Below are 22,170 nucleotides of genomic sequence, written 5' to 3'. Positions count from 1 at the left end.
CGTACCGTTGGCGGTTTTGCGGCGCGGACCCGGTCCGTCCGCCGATCCTGGCCGTATGTCCCTTTCCTACCCGACGGTGACCAGCTGAGATGACCGACGTGCCCCGATCCGACGCCGAGACGACCCCCGCCCCGGCGGGGTCGCCAGACCTGCCCGATCTGGACGACTTCCTCGTCGACCAGACCCGGACGCTGCTCGAAACCGCCCGCCGCTCGGTCCGGCCCGAGGGCGGGTTCTGGTGGTTGACCGACGACCGCACCCCGGATCGCGGCGAACCGATCCACACCTGGATCACCTGCCGGATGACCCACGTGGCCGCCCTCGCCCACCGCAACGGCGACCCGGACGCCGCCGCCCTGGTCGACCACGGGATCGCCGCGCTCGGCACCCTGTTGCGCGACGACAGGTACGGCGGCTGGTTCGGCGCGGTGGACCAGCAGGGGGAGCCCGTCAATGATCGCAAGGCCGGCTACGACCACGCGTTCGTACTGCTCGCCGCCGCCAGCGCCACGCGCGCCGGCCGGCCCGGCGCGGACCGGTTGCTCGCCGACGCGCTGGCCGTCGTGCGGGACCGGTTCTGGGACGACGACGCCGGCGCGGTCCGCGAGTCGTGGAACCGGGACTGGACGGTCACCGAGGACTACCGGGGCGCCAACAGCAGCATGCACATGGTCGAGGCGTTCCTCGCCGCTGCCGCCGCCACCGGCGACGCGAGCTGGGCCGACCGGGCCCTGCGGATCGCCACCCACCTCGTGCACGGTGAGGCGGCCCGGCACGACTGGCGGCTGCCCGAGCACTTCACCACCGACTGGACGCCGCTGCCCGACTACAACCGGGACCAGCCGGCCGACCCGTTCCGGCCGTACGGCTCCACGATCGGTCACTGGCTGGAGTGGGCCCGGCTGCTGCTGGAGCTGGAGGCGGTGTTGCCGCAGCCACCCCGCTGGCTGTTCGCCGACGCCCGTGCCCTGTTCGCCGCCGCCGTGCGTCGCGGCTGGGCCGTCGACGGCGCGGACGGCTTCGTCTACACCATCGACTGGGACGACCGGCCCGTGGTGCGCTCCCGGATGCACTGGGTTCTCGCCGAGGCCATCGGAGCGGCGATCACCCTGCACCGCCGTACCGGGGACGGGGTCTACCTCGACTGGTACCGGGTCTTCTGGGCGTACGCCCGCCGCAGTCTGATCGACCAGACCGGATGGCGGCACGAGCTGGACGCGCAGAACCTGCCCGCCGACACGGTCTGGCACGGCCGACCGGACGTCTACCACGCGTACCAGGCGGTACTGCTGTCCCGCGCGGCCGACGGGCTCGGTGGCCCCGGCCCGCTCGCACCCGGGGAGGTGACCGCGTGATCGTCGTCGCGGGTGAGGCACTGATCGACCTGGTCGTCACCGCCGAGGGGCAGCGGGCCGTGCCGGGTGGCTCCCCGGCGAACGTCGCGGTCACCCTGGCCCGGCTCGACCAGCCGGTACGACTGCTGGCCCGGCTCGCCAGCGACGCGTACGGTCGGCAACTCGTCGAGCATCTGAGCGCCAATCGGGTGGACCTGGGGTGGGCGGTCCGCGCCGAGGAGCCCACGTCGGTGGCGGTGGCCACGTTGAACGCCGCCGGGCAGGCCAGCTACGAGTTCCGGTTGGCCGGTGCGGCGGACTGGCAGTGGACGCCGCAGGAGCTGCCCGAGCTGGCCGGGTCACCGGCGATCGCGCTGCACACCGGGTCCCTCGCGCTCGCGTTGGCACCCGGCGCGGAGGTGCTGGAGGGTCTGCTCGCCGGCGAACGGCAGCGGGACGGGCTCACCATCTCCATCGACCTCAACCTGCGGCCGAGCATCGTCACCGACCGGGCGGCGGAGCAGGAGCGGGTACGCCGGCAGGTACGCCTCGCGCACCTGGTCAAGGCCAGCGACGAGGACCTGGCCTGGCTCTACCCGGAGCGTTCGGTGGCCGACGTGATGACCGAGTGGCGTGCGGCCGGGGTGTCCTGCGCCGTGGTGACCCGGGGCGGGGACGGCGCCTGGCTGCTCGCGCCCGACGGCACGCTGCACGAGGAGCCGGCGGTCCGCACCACAGTGGTCGACACCGTCGGCGCGGGCGACTCGTTCACCGGTGGCCTGCTGGCCGCGCTGGCCGACCTCGACGCGCTCGGTGACCGGCCGGCCGACCGGCTCGCCGCGGTGACCCCACAGCAGTGGGCGGAGGTGCTCCGGCAGGCCGCCACGGTGGCCGCGTTGACCTGCGCCCGCCGGGGCGCCAACCCCCCGACCCGCGCCGAGGTAGCGGCACTCCTCCACCCCGCAAGCTAACCCCGCCCCGCCCCGCCCGCCCGCCCCGCCCCCGCGACCGCCCCCGCGATCTTGCACTTTCTGTCCCGACAAAATGGGCCATCTGCCGCAAGTCGGCAACCGAAACTGCAAGATCGCGGGGGCGGGGGCGGGGGTGGGGGTGGGGCGGGGGTGGGGGGCGCGGGGCGAGGGGCGGGGGTTAGGACAGGCCTCGGGGTAGGAGTTTGGTGGGCAGGACCGTTGTTGAGGGTGGGGTGTCGTCGCCGGCTACTCGTTGGAACAGTCGTTCGGTGGCGACTCGCGCCAGCTCCCTCGTGTCGTACGCGACGACGGTCAGCGGTCGGGGCATCAGGTGGGCCAGTTCGAAGTCGTCGAAGCCGACCAGCGCGGCGTCGCTGCCCCGCCGGTGCAGCTCCTGCAGCGCACCGACGGTGAGCCGGTTGTTGGCACAGAAGAACGCGGTGGGCGGATCCGGGAGGTCGAGCAGCGCGGCGACCGCCCGCCCGGCCTCCTCGGGAGCGATGAGCCGCTCGCGGACCAGCGACTCGTCCGGCTCGACCCCGGCGGCGTCCAGCGCCGCCCGTGCCCCGGCCAGCCGCTCCCGCATCGTGGGCACGCTGGGCGCACCGAGCAGCAGCCCCACCCGCCGGTGCCCCTCGTCGAGCAGCGCGCTCACCCCGGCGTGACTGCCACCCCGGTTGTCCAACAGCACGGCGTCGGCGTGCAGCCCCTGCGGCGGCCGGTCCAGGAACACCACAGGCATGCCCAGCTCGACCTCACGACGCAGGAACGAGTGGTCCAAGCCCGCCGGCACCACCAGCAGACCGTCGACCCGGCGCTGGGTGAAGTCCTGGAGCAGAGCGCGTTCCCGCTCCGGGTCCTCCTCGGACGACGCGGTGATCAGCATGGTGCCGTGGGCGGCGGCGATCTCGGCGGCGACGCTGGCGATGGTCGCGTAGAACGGGTTGGCGATCTCCTCGATCAGCAGCCCGACGGTGGCGTTGAGCTGCCGCGAGCGCAGGTTACGAGCGATGTCGTTACGCCGGAAGCCCAGCTCGGCGATGGCGGCCAGCACCCGGCTGACCAACTCCTGCCCCACCGGCTCGTCGTTGACCACCCGGGAGACCGTCTTCAGGCTGACGTCGGCGCGCCGGGCCACGTCGACCATCGTCGGGCGCCGACGCACGGTCGGCCGGGTCGGGGTCTGGGTCACGGGGTGGTCCTCCACGGCGGGCGCGGGTCAGCGGTTGAGCGCGGCGAGCGCGTCGACCGCTTTTCGGGCGGCGATGAGCACCGGGTCCCACACCGGCGCGTACGGCGGAGCGTAGCCCAGGTCCAGTGACGTCATATCGTCCACCGTCATGCCGTTCCAGAGAGCCACGGCCAGCGCGTCGATGCGTTTGGCCGCCTCGGACCAACCGACGATCTGCGCGCCCAGCAGCCGGCCGCTGGGACGCTCGGCGATCAACTTCACCGTCATCGGTCGGGCACCCGGGTAGTAGCCGGCCCGGTTGGTCGACTCGGCGATCACCGAGACGAAGTCGAAGCCGGCAGCCCTGGCCTCGCCCTCGCGCAGGCCCGTCCGGCCCACCTCCAGGTCGCAGACCTTGGTCACCGCCGTGCCGATCACCCCGGCGAACGTGGCGTACCCGCCGCCGATGTTGATCCCCGCGACCCGGCCCTGCTTGTTGGCGTGCGTGCCCAGTGGCACGTGCACAGGCAACCCGCTGACCCGGTGCAGGGTCTCCACGCAGTCACCGGCCGCCCAGACCCCGGAGAACCCGGGTACCCGCATCCGCCGGTCCACCCGGATCGCACCGGTAGGCCCGCAGGGCAGCCCGGCCGCCTCCGCGAGAGCGGTGTTGGGGCGTACGCCGAGGCCCAGGACCACGACGTCGGTCGGCATCGGCCCCTCGGCCGTGACCACCGCGGACACCCGGCCGTCCCGCTGCTCCAGGCCGGTCACCGGCAGGCCGGTCCGGATCGTGATGCCCAGGCCGCGCATGGCGTCGGCCACCAGCTCGCCCATGTCGCCGTCCACCGTCGCCATGGGCTGGTCGCCCGCCTCGACCAGGGTCACCGAGAGGCCGCGTTGGATCAGGGCCTCGGCGATCTCGACGCCGATGTAGCCGCCGCCGACCACCACGGCCCGGCGCGGCTGCGGGTCGGCGTCCAGCCAGTCGCGCAGCGCCGCGCCGTCGTCGAGGGTCTGCATGCCGAACACGCCGCCCACGTCGGTGACCGCCCACGGCGGTTTCACCGGAACCGCGCCGGTGGCGTACACCAGGTCGTCGAAGCGCTCGCGGACCTCGCCGCCGCCCTCCAGGTCCCGGGCCACCACCTCGCGGCGTTCCGTGTCGATGGTGGTGACCTCGTGGCGCATCCGTACGTCCATCGCGTACTTCGTGCGGAACGTCTCCGGGTCGCGGGCGATCAACGCCTCGGGGCCGGGCACCAGACCACTGATCCAGTACGGGATGCCGCACGCCGAGTAGGAGGTGAAGTGGCCCCGCTCGAAGACCACGATCTCCAGGTCGTCACGGTCGCGGCGGCGTCGGGCCTGGGACGCCGCCGACATTCCGGCGGCGTCCCCGCCGATGACGATCAGCCGTTGCGCCACGGGTCCATCCTGTCACGCAATGATCAGCCGCGGGTCTGCCGTGCGACGTCCTGCACCACGTCGGTGAGTCGGCCGGTGCGCTCGAACACCGCGCGCTGCCGTGCCGCGCCGCTGCCGTGCCGGCGCAACCCACCCAGCAGGTCGGTCACCTCGGCCCAGTCGCCGTGCTGCTCCAGTGCCGGCCGCATCCGTTCCACGAACCGGTCCAACAGCTCCCAGGCCGGTCGCAGCTCACCGGTGGTGACGTCGACGGCCTCGCCTTCCAGGCCGTCGTGGGCGGCCCGCCAGTGCGCCCCGACCAACAGGTGGTGGTCGGTCTGCAACGCCGGCCGGCCGGCCTCCACATCCGCCATGGCGGTGGCCACCAGTGCCCGGACCAGCGCGGCGACCAGCACCGCGTCGTCCACCGACGGGCAGACGTCGCCGATCCGCAGCTCCACCGTCGGGTACTTCGCCGACAGGCGGGCGTACCAGTAGAGCATGCCCTCGTCGAGCATCACCCCGCTGGAGATCAACTGGCGGATCAGCCGCTGGTAGTGCTCGTGCGACTCCAGGAACGGAGTCGGGGCCACCGACGGCCAGCGCTCCCACTCCACCGAGCGCCAACTGGCGTAGCCGGTGTCCTCGCCACGGGAGAACGGCGAGTTGGTGGTCACCGCGTGCAGCATCGGCAGCCACGGCCGTACGTGGTTGAGCACCTGCACGCCGGTGTCCGGGTCGGGCACCCCCACGTGCACGTGCATGCCGTTGTTGCCGGGGCCGGGTACGAGCAGCCGGAACCGCTCGATCATCCGGTCGAAGCGGGGCTTGTCCACCACCGGTGGCACCGGGCCGTCCACCGGGCCGGTGCCGATGGCGAGCAGGCGTACGCCGGCCCGCTCGGCGGCGTCGGAAAGCGCCCGACGCAGTACGCCCAGGGAGTGCCGGATCGACGAGAGCTCCAGGCCGGGCGGGCTGCCGATCTCGATCTGACTGGTCTGGAACTCCCGCTCCACCTGTCCGCGGAGTTCGGCCGGCACCTGCTCCATGACCAGGTCCACGGCCGGAACCGCGGCCCCGGTGTGCGGGTCGACGAGCAGGAACTCCTCCTCGACACCCACGGTGAGCAACCCGGTCGCCGCAGCCATGTCGCTGGGCGCCTCCGCCACCTGACCGGTCATCGACATCACCCGTCCGTTCCTACCGTTCGCGGTCCGTCCGCGTCGGTCCGCCGTTGGTTACCCAACGTGGCGATGCCCGGAAACGTGGCGGCAGCGCGTCGTACTCGGGGCGGGCCGCCGGATTCGGCTGGGTGAGGTGACAGCCGGTCCTATGCTGAGCCCGTGCCGGTGTTGCTGGGCTATCTCGGGGTCGCGTGGATGTCCGCGTTCGCCCAGCTCACCCTGCTCGCGGGCCGACCGGTCGACCTGCTCGCGGGCGCCGCGTTGACCGCTCTGGTGCTGCTCGCGGTGGTGCTGGCGGCGCGGGTGCACGGTCGGGCGGGCGCGCCCGGTGCCGGGCCGCGCTGGGCCGGCCTGCGGGCCCGCTCCCGGAGCCGCCGAATGCCCCGCCAGATCGACCCGGATGCGGCCGGTCGGCCTCGTCCGCGTGCTCCGGGCCACCCCTCGGCCGCGTAGCGCCTCGCCGCCGCGCGGCCGATCCCGCCGTCACCGGCCCCCCTTGTCGAGCGGACGCCGCCCGGGGGAGGGCCTCACCGGAATCGGACCGAGGGGTTTTCCATGCTTGCCTTCGCACCTCTGCACGACGCTGTCGGCGCTGCCGGCAGCGCGCTGTCCTGGCTCACCGAACTGCTCGAACCGCTGGCCGGCGGCGCGGCGACCGCCGCCGCCATCGTGCTCTTCACCATCGCCGTCCGCCTGCTGATCTCGCCGCTGACCGTCGCGCAGGTCCGCGGCGAGCGGCGCCGCGCGGCGCTCGCCCCACAGGTGCGTGACCTCCAGCAGCGGTACGCCGACGACCCGGCGACGCTTCAGCGCGAGGTGTTCACGTTGTACCGCGAGGCCGGCGCGAACCCGATCGCCGGCTGCCTGCCGTTGCTCCTCCAGGCGCCGTTCCTGCTGGTGCTCTACCGGTTGTTCACCACCCGCGAGGGCGGCACCGGGTTGCTGGACGAGCGGTTGGCCGGCGTGCCGCTGGGTCACCATCTCAGCGACGGGCTGGCCGGTGCGGCCGGCCCGCTGTTCGGCGTACTGCTTGTGGTGTTGCTGGCGGTGGCCTGGTGGTCGTCGCGGCGGGCCCGCCGGGCGTCGGCGGCGGTGGGCACGGTGGCCGGTACGCCGACCGAGGGGCCGGGGGCGGCCACGCTCGGCCGGCTGCTGCCCCTGCTGCCGTTCACCACGGTGCTGGTGGCGCTGGTGCTGCCGCTCGCCGCGGTGATCTACCTGGTGACCACGAGCGTGTGGTCGGCCCTCGAGCAGGCGGTGCTTCGCCGCCCGCAGGCGTCGCACCCTCTGGACAGAAACAGTTAACTGTCTTAATAATTAGCGGCAACGTTGACGTCCATAAATGCCCGTGCGGGCCCGGAGGGTCGCATGAAACGCTCCAGATCCCTTGTCCTGTCCCTCGTCGCCGCCCTCGTGGCGACACTCGGCGCGGCCTGGGTGGCGCTGCCCGCGTACGCCGCCGGAGCCACCGCCAGCTTCGCCAAGACCGCCGAGTGGGGCTCCGGCTGGGAGGGGAAGTACACCATCACCAACGGCGGCAGCTCGACCATCAACGGCTGGAGCCTCGCCTTCGACCTACCGTCCGGCACCACCCTCGGCAGCTACTGGGACGCGTTGCTCAGCTCCGCCGGCCAGCGGCACACCTTCACCAACCGGTCCTGGAACGGCACCATCGCCCCGGGCGCGTCGGTCTCGTTCGGCTTCCTGGCCAACGGCTCCGGCTCGCCGAGCGGCTGCCAGCTCAACGGCGCGTCCTGCGGCGGCGGCACCCCGCCCACCACGCCGCCGCCGACGACGCCACCGCCGACCACCCCACCGCCGACCACCCCACCGCCGACCGACCCGCCCACCGGTGGGCTGCCGAAGCACCTGCTCACCGGGTACTGGCACAACTTCGACAACCCCGCCGTCGAGCTGCGGCTACGCGACGTCCCCGCCGAGTACGACCTGGTGGCGGTCGCGTTCGCCGAGGCCACCGCGACCCCCGGCGCGCTCACCTTCGGCGTCGACCCCGGACTGGCCGCCGCGCTCGGCGGCTACACCGACGCGGACTTCACCGCCGACGTCCGCACCCTGCACAGCCGGGGCAAGCGGGTCATCCTCTCCGTCGGCGGCGAGACCGGCCGGGTCACCGTGAACAACGCCGCCTCGGCCACCGCGTTCGCCGACACGGCCGCCGCGCTGATCGCCCGGTACGGCTTCGACGGGATCGACATCGACCTGGAGAACGGGCTCAACCCGACGTACATGGCGCAGGCGCTGCGCGCGCTGCGGGCCACTGTCGGATCGGGGCTGATCATCGCGATGGCCCCGCAGACCATCGACATGCAGAACCCGGCCGGCGGCTACTTCAAGCTGGCGCTCGACATCAAGGACATCCTCACCGTCGTCAACACCCAGTACTACAACTCTGGCGCGATGCTCGGCTGCGACCAGAACGCCGCGTACGGCCAGGGCACTGTGAACTTCATCGTCGCGTTGGCCTGTATCCAGTTGGAGGCCGGGCTCCGCCCCGACCAGGTCGGCCTCGGCCTGCCCGCCGGAGCGGGGGCGGCCGGTGGCGGCATCGTCGCGCCCAGCGTGGTGAATGCCGCCCTGGACTGCCTGGCCCGGGGCACCAACTGCGGGAGCTTCCGCCCGCCGCGCACCTACCCCGGCATCCGTGGCGCGATGACCTGGTCGGTGAACTGGGACGTCAGCAACGGCAACGGCTTCGCCAACACGGTGGGCCCGCACCTGGACACCCTGCCCTGACCGTGCTCGCCGGCGTCCGTCCAGGGCGCCGGCGGGTGGGCGGTAACGCGGATCAGCGACCGGCGGTCACCGACCGCCGGTCGTCGCGCCGCCGACGCTTGCGGACCTTACGGATGACCCAGGTGGCCACCATCACGACGAAGACCGCGACGATCGCGTAGTTGAACCAGTCGCTGTAGCGGGCCACGTCCTGCCACTGGTTGCCGAGCGCGTAGCCGGCCCCGACGATGAGACCGTTCCACACCCCGCTGCCGATGGTGGTGAGCAGGATGAACTCGCCCAGCGGCATCCGGTTTGCCCCGGCCGGAACGGAGACCAGACTGCGAACCACCGGCACCACCCGGCCGATCAGCACCGCCCACCGACCGTGCCGCTCGAACCACTTGTCGGCCTTCTCCAGGTCGTCGCTGTCCACCAACGGGATGTGGTCCAGCCAGCGCTTGAGCCGGTCCTCGCCGAGCGCCGCGCCCAGCCAGTAGAGCACCAACGCGCCGACCAGCGAGCCGACGGTCGCGGCCAGCACCACGACGAAGACGTTGAACTTGCCCTCGTGGGCCAGGAAACCGGCGAGCGCCAGCACGACCTCGCTGGGGATCGGCGGAACGATGCTCTCCAGTGCCACCAGCAGCGCCACGCCGACCGGGCCCATCGCCTCGATCACCGTGGCCACCCAACCGGTCAACCCGGTGAACCCGGACGGGTCGCCAGCCTGGGCGTACGCCATGGTCGTCCTTCCGGTCGGCAGTCGGGGATCGGAGGGTCATACCCACCGAAGCCCGGCCTACACCTGCGCTCAGTGCTCCGGGTGCAGCGCGGTGTCCGCCGGCCCCTGCCGCCAGCCGGTGAAGACCACGGTAAGGCCGGCGCGGGACGGGGCGCAGCAGAACGGGCCGGCGACGGCGTCCGCCGCCGGGTCCAGTGGGGCGAGCCGGACCAGTCGCCACGGCTCGTCGTCGACCCGGGCGCGGACGGTCAGCGCGTCGCCGACCCGGCTGACCCGGACGGTCACCTCCCGGCCCGCCCACTCCGGCACCGGTCCCACCGACCAGTCGGAGAACTCCCGGGTCACCACCGCGCCGAGCTGCACCTCGCCGTCGCTGACCTCGACACCGGCCTTGGTCCAGGTCCGCTCGTCGACGCGGACGTACACACCGGCCTGGTCGAACTGCGCCGAGAAGTCGAGCCGGAAGCTCACCTCCATGGCGGTGCCCACCGGCAGCGGTGCCAGCAGGGCCGGGCCGTTGTCGTGGACGAAGCCGTAGCTGGTCCGCCGCCAGAAGTCGCTGTCCGCCGCCGGCTCGACGACCAGCTCGCCGGCCGGGCCTCCCTCGACGCGCACCGGCGGGTGCAGCCAGGCGCCCCGGGACCAGTCCAACAGTTCGCTCGGCGGTACGAGGTCGTTCTCCATGACGGCACGGTAACCAACGCCGCCCCCGGCCGCCGGACGGGTTTGCCGCGGTGATCGAACGGAGATGTTCCTTCGGCATGGGTGACCGTTGGTATTCCGAAGCCGTCGTCTACTGCCTCGACATCGACACGTACGCCGACTCCGACGGCGACGGGGTCGGTGACATCCGTGGGCTGATCGGGAGGCTGGACTACCTGGCCCGGCTCGGGGTGACCTGCCTTTGGCTGCACCCGATCCACCCGTCGCCCAACCGCGACGACGGCTACGACGCCACCGACTTCTACAACGTGGACCCGCGCTTCGGCACCCTGGGCGACTTCGCCGAGCTGCTGCACCAGGCGCAGAACCGGGGCATCCGCGTGATCATCGACCTGGTGGTCAACCACACCTCCGACGAGCACCCGTGGTTCCAGTCCGCGCGTTCCTCGCCGGACTCGCCGTACCGGGACTGGTACGTCTGGTCCGACACCGAACCGGACGACCGGCACCAGGGCATGGTCTTCCCCGGCGAGCAGGACGAGACCTGGAGTTACGACCGGACCGCCAAGGCGTGGTTCTACCACCGGTTCTACAAGTTCCAGCCGGACCTCAACTTCGCCAACCCGCAGGTCCGGGCCGAGATCAAGAAGGTCATGTCGTTCTGGCTCCAGCTCGGCGTCTCCGGTTTCCGGATGGACGCGGTGCCGTTCATCATCGAGCTGACCGAACCGGGCAACCCGAACTCCCCGAAGGACTTCGAGTTCCTCACCGAGATGCGCCAGCACGTCCAGTGGCGCCGCGGTGACGCCGTCCTGCTGGCCGAGGCGAACGTCGAGCCGGACCAGCTACCGACGTTCTTCGGCGACGCCAGCGGTTCCGGCAACCGGATCCACATGCTCTTCGACTTCATGCTCAACGGTCGACTCATGCTCGCCCTGGCCCGCGAGGACCCGGAGTCGCTGATCGAGGCGCTGCGCGACACCCCGAAGCTGCCGGTCGGTGGGCAGTGGGCCACCTTCCTGCGCAACCACGACGAGATCGACCTGTCCCGGCTGACGACCGAACAGCGCAACCAGGTGTACGCGCAGTTCGGCCCGGACGAGAACATGCGCATCTACGACCGGGGCATCCGGCGGCGGCTCGCCCCGATGCTCGGCAACGACCGGCGGCGCGTCGAGCTGGCGTACGCCCTCCAGTTCTCCATGCGCGGCACGCCTGTGCTGCGCTACGGCGAGGAGATCGGGATGGGCGAGGACCTGTCACTGCGGGGTCGGGACGCGATCCGTACCCCGATGCAGTGGTCGTACAAGCCGAATGCCGGCTTCTCTACCGCGGACCCGGAGAAGCTGGTCCGCCCGGTGATCGACAAGGGTGAGTTCGGCTACCAGAACGTCAACGTCACCGCCCAACGGAGCGACCCCAAGTCGCTGCTCGCCTGGTTCGAGCGCATGATCCGCACGCTGCGGGAGGCCCCGGAAGTCGGCTCCGGCTCGACGACCCACATCGACGTGGCGATGCCGGCCGGCGTGCTCGCGCACCGGGCCGACGGGCCGACCGGGACGATGGTCTTCGTGCACAACCTGGGCACCGAGGACGTCGAGGTGGACCTCAGCAGCCTCGAACCGGAGGCCGACCAACCGATCGACGTGCTTGCCGACCGTGGCTACGGAGAGTTGGGCAAGCTCGGCGCGGTGAAGGTCTCCGGCCACGGCTACCGCTGGATCCGGCTCTGCCGGGGCCGCGAGTTCTGAGCTGACCCGGGGGACCGCGCCGCTCGGCGTCGCGGTCCCCCTTTGCGTGCCCCATCGGACGATGTCACGCCCTCATCGCGGTGTGCCGATCAGCGAACGCCGAAGGCGCGGATGACGGTCTGCTCGACCGAGTTGCCGGAGCCGTCGGTGGCGCCGGCCCGCAGGGAGACGAACGTCGCCCCCTTCGGTGCCTGCAGCTTCGCCGTCCAGGAGCCGTCCTTCGCACGGCCCAGCGTCTGCTGGTGCCAGTGCGCGCCATCGTCGTACGAGATCTCCAGGCTGACCGGCCGGATGCTGCCGCAACCGGTGGCGCCGGGCAGATGCGCGGCGGAGAGGGTCAGGTCGGTCCGGGCCTTCGCGGTGCCGGCGGCGTCGGTGTCGACGCCGTAGTCGAGCTGGAGCAGCGGTAGCACGCTCGACTCCACCCCGGCGGCCGGCGCCTTCGACCGGAACGTCCACTCGGTGCTGGTGCTGGTGGAGTACCGGCCGACGGTCGGGTCCTGGGTGGTCCCCACCACCAACCGGTACGGCAGGTCACCCGCGCTCGGCGCGGTGCCGCTGATCCACGTGCTGGTGCTCTCGCCGAGCAACGTCCGGCCCTGGTAGAGCTTGTTGGTCTGCCCTGCGGCGCTCATCGCCATGCCGACGTGGTCGGCACCGCCCCAACCGGGCACGTCGAGGTTGAGCGCGTCGCCGGAGCGGGTCGGCAGCTTGAAGTTGTTGTTCAGGTGCGGCCGTTCGATCGGCTCGAAGAACTGCTCAGTGCTCCTGCTGCCAGCGCGGAAGCTGGTCCGGGGGTCGATCTGGTATGTCGCGGAGTCGAGGTACGCCTCCTGACCCCACGTGTACAGGTCGCCGGTGGACACCCAGTCGGTACGGACCGCCGCGAGCGGCCGGTTGCTGGTCTGGCCGATGCCCCAGTTGTTGTACGACGGCCAGTCGTACCGGAACTCGCCACCCCGGGTCTGCGGCGTCGGCACGTTGAAGCCGACGTCGATGCGGGCCAGCGTCTTCGGGGTCTCGACCCGGCTCAGGTCGCGCGGAATCCGGTTGTGGTACGCCTGGACCAGGTCGTACACGTAGTCGGCCACCGGCTGCGAGACCACCTCGACCGTGGTGGACCCGCGCTGGATCTGCCGGATCAACGCCTCGCCCTCGTCGGTGCTGAGCATCGCCACCTCGATCGGGGTGGGTGTGAAGAAGTCGATCGAGTAGTCGCGTACCTCGCGCCACGGGAAGTCGTTGACCACCAGCATCATCTTCGCCCCGGCGGCGGTCGCCGCGGCGGCCTGCTCGGAGTCGCTGACCTCCCAGTTGCGCCGGACCACGGCCACCGCGCCCCGGGCCTTCAGCCCGGCGTAGTCACTCGCCGCACCGTTGCCGGCGAAGACCGTCGGCAGGGTCCACCTGCCCTTCGGCAACTGGGTGGTGCCCTGCTGGCGCACCACGTCGTCGAAGTTCACAGTCGCGGTGCCGACGGTCAGCGCCGGCTGCTCCTTGCGCCAGCGGGCACCGAGGTAGAAGTCGCCGTGTCGCACGTCCCGGCTGGTGGGCTGCGCCCAGAAGCTGTCGAAGAACACGCCACCGGCGATGAACGAGCGCCACCGGCCCTCGCCCTGGGACCGGTAGTAGTCCAGCCGGGTGAAGGTGTCGGCGGTCTGCTGCGGCACCGACGACTCGACCCGGCGGGCCGCCTTTCCGTCCAGCCGCACCGTGGCGTCCGTGCGCAGGTCGATGTCGGGGTTGCCGAGCAGCGCCAGGCCGAGTGAGTTCGGGCCGTGGCTGCCGGTGACGTTTAGGAAGCTCATCGCCGAGTAGACGCCCTCGGGCAGGTAGAGATCCGCCGTGCCGTCCGGGTCGGTCTCGACGAAGCTGATGTCGTAACTGCCCGGCTGGCCCAGCTCGATGATGCCGCTGGCGGGCTTGCCGGCCCGGTCGGTCATCTCCAGGCGAAGGCGGTGGTACGGAGTGAACGTGCCAAGCCCGATGGCGGTGCGAGCCAGCACGGCCCGGTCCGGCCCCGCCGCGACGACCTGACCGGTGTAGCGGCTGCCGGCGCTGGCCCGGGAGCTGTCCGTTGTCAACGTGACAGTGGCGGTGCCGTTCGCCGGGACGGTCAGCTGCGCCGCGGACAGCGTGAACAGCCCGGCCGGCGCGCTCGGCGCGTCCACCGACAGGCCCAGCGTGATCGGCTGGCCGGTGGTGTTCGTGTACGTCACCGGGTGGGTGACCTTCGTGGCGTCCTTGCCCACGCTTGTGGAGACGGTGCCGGTGGCGACGATCGGGGCGCGCACCGCGGCGGCCACGTCGACCCGGCCGGTGCCGGCCTGGAAGGCGTCGTACTGCGGCGTGGCCTTGGTCGTGCTGACCAGGGCGTCCTTGAGCTGCTGGCCCGTCCAGTCCGGGTGCTTCGCGGCGAGCAGGGCGGCAGCGCCGGCCACGTGCGGCGCGGCCATCGAGGTGCCGTCCATGGTCTGGTACGAGCCCTCGCCGGGCGCGTACTGGGAGCGGGCCGCGAGCACCCCGACACCGGGCGCGGTCAGCTCGGGCTTGATGGCCTCGTCGCTGATCCGGGGGCCCTGGCTGGAGAACGAGGCGAGCTGGTCGCCGCCGTCGACCGCGCCGACGGTCAACGCCGCGTCCGCCGCGCCCGGGGCACTCACGCTGCCCGGCAGGCCGGCGTTGCCGGCGGAGATGACGAACAGGGCGCCGGTCTCCGCACTGAGCGTGTTGACCGCCTGGCTCAACGGGTCGGTTCCGTCGCTGGGCTGGTTGGAGCCCAGGCTCATGTTGACGACGCTGGCGTCGGCCTCCCGGGCCGCCCACTCCATGCCAGCGAGGATCCAGGAGTCCATTCCGTAGCCGTCGTCGCTGAGCACCTTGCCGACGGCGAGCCGGGCGTCGGGGGCGACACCCTTCTCGCGGCCACCGGACGCGGCGCCGGTGCCGGCGATGGTGGAGGCGACGTGGGTGCCGTGCCCGACCCGGTCGGTGATCTCCTCGCCCGGCACGAACACGGCGGACGCACTGATCCGGTTGGTCAGGTCCGGGTGGGCCGCGTCGATGCCGGTGTCCAGCACGGCAACCCGCACACCCGTGCCGGTGTCGCCGCCGGCCCAGACCGCGGGAGCGCCGATCTGCGCCGTGGTGTCGGCCAGGTCGGCGTGTACCCGCCCGTCCAGCCAGACCTTGGCGATCCCGCCGGAGAAGCGTCCCTTGTCGCCGGTCGCTGCGGTCGCCTTCGCCGTGGAGGCGGCCGTGATCGCCGCCCAGAACTCGTCGGCCCTGTCGCGATCCTCGCTCAGCGCGGCGCCCGAGATGCTGCTCAGCGTACGGGTGCGGGTCGCACCGGTGGGTGCGGCGCCGGCCCGCAGGCCGGCTGCCCCGGCGTCGTACGACACGATCAGCGGAAGGTGGTCCACCCGCTCGTCGTCATACCCGTCGGCGATCAACCGGGTGACGTTGAACAGCCGCTTGTCCAGGGTGTTCGCGGCCACGTAGGGCAGCGCCGACTGCGGGTAGACGTACAGGTCGTCGCCGGCCTCGACCACCCGTACCGGTGTCGAGGCGCCGTCTGGACGCCGTACGTCGAGGGTGCCGCCGTTGGCGCTCTGGCGGGTGGTGACCCGGTCACCGGTGATCAGGGTGACCGAGTGGGTGCCGGGTGGGGTGGGCAGGTCGGTCGCGGGGGCGGGGGTGGCGCCGGGATCGGCCGGGGCTCCGGGGGCGGCGGCCAGGGCGGATGATCCACCGGTCGCCGCGAGCGCCGCGGAGACCACGGCGGCGAGCCAGGCTCCACGGGTACGCGAGAATGTCACGTGATGTCGTTCCTTACCTCGTCGTCTGTTCGCTGGCAGGTGACAGCGATCGCGACGCTACGCGCGGAAGATCATCTCGTATAGATCATGAATCAAACCATGGTCAGCACCGCTAACTAGCAGTGGAAGGTTAAGCTCCTTCGATCGACCCCACGTTACCGGGAGGTAATCATGTCGGAGGAGCCCCGCGTCGCCATCGTCACCGGAGCCGCACGCGGCATCGGCGCGGCCACCGCCCGACGGCTGGCCGCCGATGGAATGGCCGTCGCCGTGGTCGACATCGAGGAGGCGGCCACCAAGGAGACGGTGGACGCCATCGCCGCCGCCGGCGGCCGGGCGCTCGGGGTGGGCGCCGACGTGTCCGACCGGGACCAGGTCGAGGCGGCGGTGAGCCGGGTCGCCGCCGACCTGGGCGCGCCCACCGTGCTGGTCAACAACGCCGGTGTGCTCCGCGACAACCTGCTGTTCAAGATGACGAACGCCGACTGGGACACGGTGATGGGGGTGCACCTGCGCGGCGCATTCCTGTTCAGCCAGGCCGCCCAGAAGCACATGGTGGACCGTAAGTGGGGGCGGATCGTCAACCTCTCCAGCACCTCGGCGCTGGGCAACCGGGGCCAGGCGAACTACGCCGCCGCCAAGGCCGGTCTGCAGGGCTTCACCAAGACCCTCGCCATCGAGCTGGGTCCGTTCGGGGTGACCGTGAACGCGGTCGCACCCGGCTTCATCGTCACCGACATGACCGCGGCCACCGCCGCCCGCATGAAGGTCGACTTCGACGACTTCCAGAAGCACGCCGCAGCCGAGATCCCGGTCCGTCGCCCGGGCTGGCCGGAGGACGTCGCGCACACCATCTCGTTCCTGGCGAGCGAGGGCGCCGGCTTCGTCTCCGGTCAGGTCATCTACGTCGCGGGCGGCCCACGGGACTGACCCGTACCCCCGACGAGGGCGCCCCGGCACCCGCCGGCGGCGCCCTCGTCGCCGTTCTCAGCGCGGCGCGGCCGGTGTACGGCGGGTCAGGCGGGTGCGCGCCGGGTGCGCCAGAGCCAGATCAGGCCGAGCACTGGCAGCACCAGCGGGATGTAGCCGTACCCGCTGCCGAACTGCGACCAGACCGTCTCGTCCGGGAAGAGCTCCTTGTCGACCAGGCTCAGGATGCCGACCGCGACCACCCCGACCAGCTCCACCGAGCAGCACGCCAGCGCGACCCGTCGACCGGTGTGCCCGGCGCGGGCCAGACCCACCGCCGCCACGATGTAGATGAGCGCGGCCACCCCGGAGAGCAGGTACGCCACCGGCGCCTCGTCGAACTTGGTGGCGAGTTGCAGACCCGCCCGACTCGTCGCCGCGATGGCGAAGAGCAGGTAGACCGCGATCAGCAGCCGACCCGGGCCGGAGTTCGTACGCCGCTGGGCAGGTCCGGTCTCAACCACCGAGCACCTCCCAGGTCTGCTGCAACCGGACCACCACCACCGGAGCCACCAGGCAGACCGCGCACACGATCGCCGAACCCCAGCGGGTCGGTTCCATCCGGGCCAGCACCCAGGCCAGTGGCGGCAGGCACACAAGCGTGACCAGATAGCCGTAGAAGGCGCCGGGCTCGCCGGGCTGATCCCCGCCGCCGACCGCGACGAGCGCCAGCACGGTCAACACCAGCAACACCACTTCGAGTACGGCCAGACCGACGAACTGCACCCGGTCCGGCGGCCGGTGGCGTACCGCCGCCACCAGCGCCCACACCGCCACGAGCAGCGACAGCACGATCGGCACGGTCGCGACGATCCCGTCCACCGGCGAATCGGCGCCCACGCTGGTCACCGGCACCACCCGGTCGTTGCCTCGGTCACCGGCACAGCCTACTAACCGTCGTAGTAAACGGGCGCCCTGCCTCTCCGGGTGTGACGCGCGCCCGTGCCCACGCTTCTCGAATGGGCGTCAGTCGCCTTCTTGCAGCCAGTAGACGGAGATGGCATGGAGCGGGTCCGGTCCGTCGTTCCGAATCTGGTGCGGCACCCTGCTGTCGAACGCCGCGACGTCTCCGGCCCGCAGGACGACCGTCTGGTCGGCGAACGTCAGGGTTCCGCTTCCGGACACGATGATCCACACCTCACGGGACCGGTGGACGTCGAGGTCATTGGACGTCTTAGGGGCCACCGACCAGCGGGCAACCTCGAACGGCGCGGGCGTCGTCGACGGAAACGGCAGCAGCGCGCGGTGCACGGGACCGCCCTCGGCGAAGTCGTACCAGTGTTCAAACGTCACGACACCGCTGGTCATCGCTGGATTCGTGCTCGGCATGTCGTCGAGACTGCCGCGCCGCACCCCGTGCGTCTGGCGGCAATCGGACCTGACGCTACCGAGGGCGGCGGGGACGGTGCCGGCAGGCCACGAGGGGACCGCCGCACCGACAGTTGGCCCCGCGGATAGCTCCAACCACCGAACCGAAAACGGAGGTGAGCTGCTTCGATTGGTCGAACCCGCCGCCGTCATGGCCGCCGGGGCGACTAGCGTGGATCACGTCCGTGGCGTTGCCACGGTGCGGGGAGACAGCGGAGGTACACGTGCTGCGGTTCGGTTTGTTCGGCACCGGTCACTGGGCGATCGAGACGCACGGGAAGGCGCTGCACGCACACCCCGACGCGGAGTTGGTCGGAGTGTGGGGTCGTAACCCGGAGCGGGCCTCCGCGCTGGCCGAGCGGTACGGGGTGCCCGCCTACGCCGACGTCGACGCGCTGATCGAGCAGTGCGAGGCGATCGCCGTCGCCCTGCCGCCGGACATCCAGGCCGACATCGCCGTCCGGGCGGCCCGCGCCGGCCGGCACCTGCTGCTGGACAAGCCGGTGGCGCTCAGCGTGGCCGACGCCGACCGCGTGGTGGCCGCCGCCGAGGAGTCCGGGGTCGCCTCGGTCGTCTTCTTCACCCAGCGGTTCCAGCCGAACGTGACCGCGTTCCTCGCCGCCACCGCCGCCGCCGGGGGCTGGCAGCACGGCCGGACCACCGCGTTCGCCTCGATCTTCCAGGAGGGCAGCCCGTACGGCGGCTCGTTGTGGCGTCGGGAGCACGGGGCGCTCTGGGACATCGCCCCGCACGCGCTCTCGATCCTGCTGCCGGTGCTGGGCCGGGCGACGCAGGTGGCGGCGATGGACGGACCGAACGGGATGGTGCACCTGCTGCTCACCCACGAGGGCGGCGCCACGAGCAGCGCCTCGCTCTCCCTGGACGCCCCAACCGAGTCGATGGCCCGGGAGTTCGTCTTCTACGGCGAGAACGGCATCGAGAACGTCCCGTTCGGCGAGAACGACGCCGCCACCGCGTTCGGCGTCGCCATCGACCAACTCATCGAGCAGGTGCAGGCCGGCACCCGGGACCACCGCTGCGACGTCCGCTTCGGCCGTGAGGTCGTCACCATCCTCGCCGCCGCCGAAACCGCCCGAACCGAATCCCGCACAATCCCCGTCCCCCTCCCGTAACCCCACCCACCCCCACCCCCACCCCCCACCCCCACCCCCACCCTCGTGATCAAGAGGTTTGGGTCACGTCGCGCGGCGTGTCGTGACGCAAACCTCTTGATCACCGCGCCAAGGCCGCGGGGTGGGGTGGGGTGGAAATGGGTGGGGGGTTGAGGTTCGGGTCGGTAGGGTGGCAGCCATGTTTACGCATGCCCTGATCGAGGGGGTCGGTACGCCGGCCGCCTGGGGTGCCCTGCTGGTGTCCCGTCCGCGTGTCCGGCGTCCGGCCCTGACGGGCTGGGACGTGACCTGCCGCTGATCGGTCCACTTCGCGGTGCGCCGGGGCTGCCGCCCCGCCGCCGCTGATCCTTCGCCACGGCACGAGGCTGTCGCCTCGTCATCGCGTACCCGCGCATCGTCCAGGGCCGTCCGAGTCCCGATCCATTCGGACAGGTCCGGCAATTCCTGCTGCCTGTCCAGCCCGTCGCCGAGCGGCGACAGACAGGACGACGACCCGTGGCGCCCCGCCCGTTTCGATCAACCGAACGCGACCGGTCCCGTCGCGTACTCAGTCAGAACTTTCTCGTCGACCGCGCGGCCGTCCAGCGGGTGGTCCGTGCCGCCGACCCCGATCCGGCCGGGCTCCTGCTGGAGGTCGGCGCCGGCCGGGGCCAGCTCACCCGACCGCTCGCGGCCCGGTGTGGGCGGCTGACGGCGTACGAGGTGGACCCGGCTGCCGGCCGCGCGTTGGCCGCCGTCTGCGCGACGCTGTCCAACGTGGAGCATCGACAGGCCGACTTTCTGGCCGCCGAGCCGCCACCGGAGCCGTTCGCGGTGGTCGGCAACATCCCGTGGTCGCTGACCTCCGCGGTGGTGCGGTGGTGCCTGGCCGCGCCCCGGTTGCGGTCCGCGACCCTGCTGACCCAACTGGAGTACGCCCGCCGCCGCAGCGGCGACTACGGTCGGTGGACCCGGCTCACCGTATTGACGTGGCCGGAGTTCGGGTGGCGGTTGGCGGGACGGGTGCCGCGCACCGCATTCCGGCCGGTGCCGGCGGTCGACGCCGGGATCCTGCGCATCGAGCGGCGAGCGGAGCCGCTGCTGCCGGTGGCGGCTCTGCCGGCGTACCAGAGGCTTGTGGGGTGGGGTTTCGAGGGCGTCGGCGGCTCGCTCGCGGCGACTCTGCGCCGGCACCACCCGCCGGCCCGGGTCGCGGCCGCCCTGCGCGCCACCCGGATCGGGTCGGACACCCCCGTGGGGTACGTCTGGCCGGAGCAGTGGCTGGTGCTGTTCCGGCTGCTGTACGCGCGGTGACCGGCCGGTCAGGCGAGGGTGGTCAGCGCCTCGCTCAGCTCGGCCGGCGACTCGAACTGCTCGGCCGGCAACGCCTGCAACATCTGCAACATGGCCGTGCTGGCCCCGTTCTCCTGCCCCCAACGGATGAGGTCCTCGCGGGAGACCGGGTAGTCGAGCCCGGCCAGGTACTCCTGCAACTGAACGCCGGTGACGGTCATGTCGGCCGGCTACCCGCTCGCGGTGGTCGTACACCGGCTTGGTTGGCACCCACGACGGCCCGGCGGTCGGCGTGTCGGCCCGCGACGCGCCCACGGTTTGCCGCAGCGGCGGCCGGGTAGCCGCTGGCATGCTGGTTCAGCGGCTCGGCGCGCCGAGCGATTTCGACCCGTTGCTGGAGCGCGTCCGGAACGCCCGGGTGGTGATGATCGGTGAGTCCACCCACGGCAGTTACGACTACTACCGGTTGCGCGAGCAGCTCACCCGCCGGCTGATCGCGGAGTGCGGCTTCTCCTTCGTCGCCGTGGAGGGTGACTGGCCCGACTGTGACCGGGTGCACCGGTCGGTGACGGCCGCCCCGGGCGGCGCCCTTGAACCGCAGCTCGCGCTCCACCAGTTTGAGCGATGGCCGACCTGGATGTGGGCCAATGCCGAGGTGGCCCGGTTCGCCAGCTGGCTGCGGGCCTGGAACGTGGAGCGGCCGGAGGAGCAACGGGCCGGGTTCCACGGGCTCGACGTGTACAGCCTCTGGGAGTCGATGCAGGCGATCTTCGACTACCTGGGGGAGGAGGACCCGAAGTCGCTGGAGGCGGCGCAGGACGCCTACCGGTGTTTCGAGCCGTACGGCAAGAGGGTCGAGGAGTACGGCGCGGCCAGCCGGTTCGTCTCCGCCCGCTGCGAGGAGGAGGTCGTCCGGTTGCTCGCCCGGACCCGTGAACACGCCCTCTCCGACGGCCCGGACCGCTTCTCGGCCTGGCAGAACGCGGAGGTGGTGGCCGGGGCCGAGCGCTACTACCGGGCGATGGTGGCCGGCGGGCCGGACTCGTGGAACATCCGCGACACCCACATGCAGGACACCCTGGACCGGCTGCTGGACCGGTACGGCCCCGACGCCCGGGGCGTCGTCTGGGCGCACAACACGCACGTCGGGGACGCGCGGGCCACCGACATGGCCGCCGACGGGATGGTCAACATTGGTCAGTTGGCCCGGGAGCGGCACGGCGAGGACGCGGTGGCGCTGGTCGGCTTCGGCAGTTACCGGGGCACGGCGATCGCGGCACCCCGCTGGGGTTCGCCGCCCGAGGCGATGGTGGTTCCCCCGGCTCGGGAGGGGTCGATCGAGCGGCGGCTGCACGAGCTGATGCCGGAGCGGGCGGTGCTCATCTTCGGTGGCGACGACCAGCCGGGCTGGGTCACCGACACCGTGGACCACCGGGCGATCGGGGTGGTCTACGACCCGTCGTTCGAGTCCTGGGGCAACTACGTGCCCACCCGGCTCGGCGACCGGTACGACGCCTTCATCTGGTGCGACGACACCACGGCCCTGCACCCGCTACCGGTGCCCGCGGCCCCCGGTGAGATGGAGACCTATCCGGCGGGTGTCTGACCGGCGTCGGCTGCGTCGATCCCGTCGGCTGAGTCGATCCCGTCG

General features: G+C 71.9%; 20 protein-coding genes. 10 read left to right on the top strand and 10 right to left on the bottom strand.

The genetic code is table 11. The features are described from left to right. Positions 1-89 precede the first annotated feature (89 nt). Both ACFYL6_RS07370 and ACFYL6_RS07365 read left to right on the top strand, forming a co-directional pair. On the top strand, positions 90-1,355 hold the full coding sequence (locus ACFYL6_RS07370; protein ID WP_387168725.1) for an AGE family epimerase/isomerase: 1,266 nt from the start codon (positions 90-92) through the stop codon (positions 1,353-1,355). Continuing rightward, a complete protein-coding gene (locus tag ACFYL6_RS07365) occupies positions 1,352-2,305 on the top strand; it encodes a carbohydrate kinase (RefSeq protein WP_387168722.1) in 954 nt (317 codons plus the stop codon). The genes ACFYL6_RS07370 and ACFYL6_RS07365 overlap by 4 nt, the downstream gene beginning before the upstream one ends. 178 nt (positions 2,306-2,483) lie before the next feature. Here the strand turns inward: ACFYL6_RS07365 and ACFYL6_RS07360 are convergent, their stop codons facing one another. The 3 genes from ACFYL6_RS07360 to ACFYL6_RS07350 all read right to left on the bottom strand — a co-directional run bounded on the left by ACFYL6_RS07360 (position 2,484) and on the right by ACFYL6_RS07350 (position 6,070). Beyond that, entirely contained in the window at positions 2,484-3,452 is a 969-nt protein-coding gene (locus ACFYL6_RS07360) for a LacI family DNA-binding transcriptional regulator (protein ID WP_387169508.1), read from the bottom strand. A 72-nt stretch (positions 3,453-3,524) separates the two neighbouring features. Continuing rightward, on the bottom strand, positions 3,525-4,904 hold the full coding sequence (locus tag ACFYL6_RS07355) for an FAD-dependent oxidoreductase (RefSeq protein WP_387168719.1): 1,380 nt from the start codon (positions 4,902-4,904) through the stop codon (positions 3,525-3,527). A 23-nt stretch (positions 4,905-4,927) separates the two neighbouring features. Next, complete coding sequence (locus ACFYL6_RS07350; protein ID WP_387168716.1) at positions 4,928-6,070, bottom strand: glutamate--cysteine ligase; 1,143 nt, start codon at positions 6,068-6,070, stop codon at positions 4,928-4,930. 156 nt (positions 6,071-6,226) lie between these two features. Here ACFYL6_RS07350 and ACFYL6_RS07345 point away from each other — a divergent pair, with 156 nt between their 5' ends. The 3 genes from ACFYL6_RS07345 (at position 6,227) to ACFYL6_RS07335 (ending at position 8,821) form a co-directional block, all read left to right on the top strand. Further along, on the top strand, positions 6,227-6,520 hold the full coding sequence (locus ACFYL6_RS07345) for a DUF6412 domain-containing protein (RefSeq protein WP_387168713.1): 294 nt from the start codon (positions 6,227-6,229) through the stop codon (positions 6,518-6,520). 102 nt (positions 6,521-6,622) lie between these two features. Further along, positions 6,623-7,372: a YidC/Oxa1 family membrane protein insertase gene (locus ACFYL6_RS07340; RefSeq protein ID WP_387168710.1), complete on the top strand. Its 750-nt coding sequence runs from the start codon at positions 6,623-6,625 to the stop codon at positions 7,370-7,372. A 63-nt stretch (positions 7,373-7,435) separates the two neighbouring features. Beyond that, positions 7,436-8,821, top strand: coding sequence for a chitinase (locus tag ACFYL6_RS07335; RefSeq protein WP_387168708.1), 1,386 nt, complete (start codon positions 7,436-7,438; stop codon positions 8,819-8,821). A 52-nt stretch (positions 8,822-8,873) separates the two neighbouring features. On the opposite strand, the gene ACFYL6_RS07330 is transcribed toward ACFYL6_RS07335, so the two are convergent. After that, positions 8,874-9,545, bottom strand: a complete 672-nt coding sequence (locus tag ACFYL6_RS07330) for a DedA family protein (protein ID WP_387168705.1) — start codon at positions 9,543-9,545, stop codon at positions 8,874-8,876. A gap of 69 nt (positions 9,546-9,614) precedes the next feature. Then, positions 9,615-10,229 carry a DUF1349 domain-containing protein gene (locus tag ACFYL6_RS07325; protein ID WP_387168702.1) on the bottom strand — a complete coding sequence of 205 codons (615 nt, stop codon included), beginning with the start codon at positions 10,227-10,229 and terminating at the stop codon, positions 9,615-9,617. Between the two features lie 77 nt (positions 10,230-10,306). On the opposite strand from ACFYL6_RS07325, the gene ACFYL6_RS07320 reads away from it, so the two are divergent. Continuing rightward, complete coding sequence (locus ACFYL6_RS07320; protein ID WP_387168700.1) at positions 10,307-11,959, top strand: alpha-amylase family protein; 1,653 nt, start codon at positions 10,307-10,309, stop codon at positions 11,957-11,959. A gap of 89 nt (positions 11,960-12,048) precedes the next feature. Here ACFYL6_RS07320 and ACFYL6_RS07315 read toward each other — a convergent pair whose 3' ends face one another. After that, a complete protein-coding gene (locus tag ACFYL6_RS07315) occupies positions 12,049-15,777 on the bottom strand; it encodes a S8 family serine peptidase (protein ID WP_387168697.1) in 3,729 nt (1,242 codons plus the stop codon). A 171-nt stretch (positions 15,778-15,948) separates the two neighbouring features. On the opposite strand from ACFYL6_RS07315, the gene fabG reads away from it, so the two are divergent. After that, positions 15,949-16,707 carry a 3-oxoacyl-ACP reductase FabG gene (gene fabG, locus ACFYL6_RS07310; RefSeq protein WP_387168694.1) on the top strand — a complete coding sequence of 253 codons (759 nt, stop codon included), beginning with the start codon at positions 15,949-15,951 and terminating at the stop codon, positions 16,705-16,707. Between the two features lie 86 nt (positions 16,708-16,793). Here fabG and ACFYL6_RS07305 read toward each other — a convergent pair whose 3' ends face one another. The 3 genes from ACFYL6_RS07305 to ACFYL6_RS07295 all read right to left on the bottom strand — a co-directional run bounded on the left by ACFYL6_RS07305 (position 16,794) and on the right by ACFYL6_RS07295 (position 18,054). Then, positions 16,794-17,210, bottom strand: coding sequence for a hypothetical protein (locus ACFYL6_RS07305; protein WP_387168692.1), 417 nt, complete (start codon positions 17,208-17,210; stop codon positions 16,794-16,796). After that, positions 17,203-17,595, bottom strand: a complete 393-nt coding sequence (locus ACFYL6_RS07300; protein ID WP_387168689.1) for a hypothetical protein — start codon at positions 17,593-17,595, stop codon at positions 17,203-17,205. The genes ACFYL6_RS07305 and ACFYL6_RS07300 overlap by 8 nt, the downstream gene beginning before the upstream one ends. A gap of 117 nt (positions 17,596-17,712) precedes the next feature. Further along, positions 17,713-18,054 carry a cupin domain-containing protein gene (locus ACFYL6_RS07295; RefSeq protein WP_387168686.1) on the bottom strand — a complete coding sequence of 114 codons (342 nt, stop codon included), beginning with the start codon at positions 18,052-18,054 and terminating at the stop codon, positions 17,713-17,715. A gap of 284 nt (positions 18,055-18,338) precedes the next feature. Here ACFYL6_RS07295 and ACFYL6_RS07290 point away from each other — a divergent pair, with 284 nt between their 5' ends. Further along, positions 18,339-19,247, top strand: a complete 909-nt coding sequence (locus ACFYL6_RS07290) for a Gfo/Idh/MocA family protein (protein WP_387168683.1) — start codon at positions 18,339-18,341, stop codon at positions 19,245-19,247. Positions 19,248-19,742: 495 nt separating this feature from the next. Then, positions 19,743-20,540 carry an ErmE/ErmH/ErmO/ErmR family 23S rRNA (adenine(2058)-N(6))-methyltransferase gene (erm, locus tag ACFYL6_RS07285; protein ID WP_387168680.1) on the top strand — a complete coding sequence of 266 codons (798 nt, stop codon included), beginning with the start codon at positions 19,743-19,745 and terminating at the stop codon, positions 20,538-20,540. An 8-nt stretch (positions 20,541-20,548) separates the two neighbouring features. Here the strand turns inward: erm and ACFYL6_RS07280 are convergent, their stop codons facing one another. Then, positions 20,549-20,740 (bottom strand): DUF2795 domain-containing protein, encoded by a 192-nt coding sequence (locus tag ACFYL6_RS07280; protein WP_355237418.1) that lies wholly within the window; start codon positions 20,738-20,740, stop codon positions 20,549-20,551. Between the two features lie 128 nt (positions 20,741-20,868). On the opposite strand from ACFYL6_RS07280, the gene ACFYL6_RS07275 reads away from it, so the two are divergent. Further along, positions 20,869-22,125, top strand: a complete 1,257-nt coding sequence (locus ACFYL6_RS07275) for an erythromycin esterase family protein (RefSeq protein WP_387168677.1) — start codon at positions 20,869-20,871, stop codon at positions 22,123-22,125. The last annotated feature ends 45 nt before the right edge of the window (positions 22,126-22,170 follow it).

The sequence above is a fragment of the Micromonospora sp. NPDC007208 genome, assembly GCF_042869175.1.
Taxonomy (GTDB): domain Bacteria; phylum Actinomycetota; class Actinomycetes; order Mycobacteriales; family Micromonosporaceae; genus Micromonospora; species Micromonospora foliorum.
The sequence above is the reverse complement of the archived record's forward strand: the minus strand, read 5'-3'. Positions and strand labels throughout refer to the sequence as shown.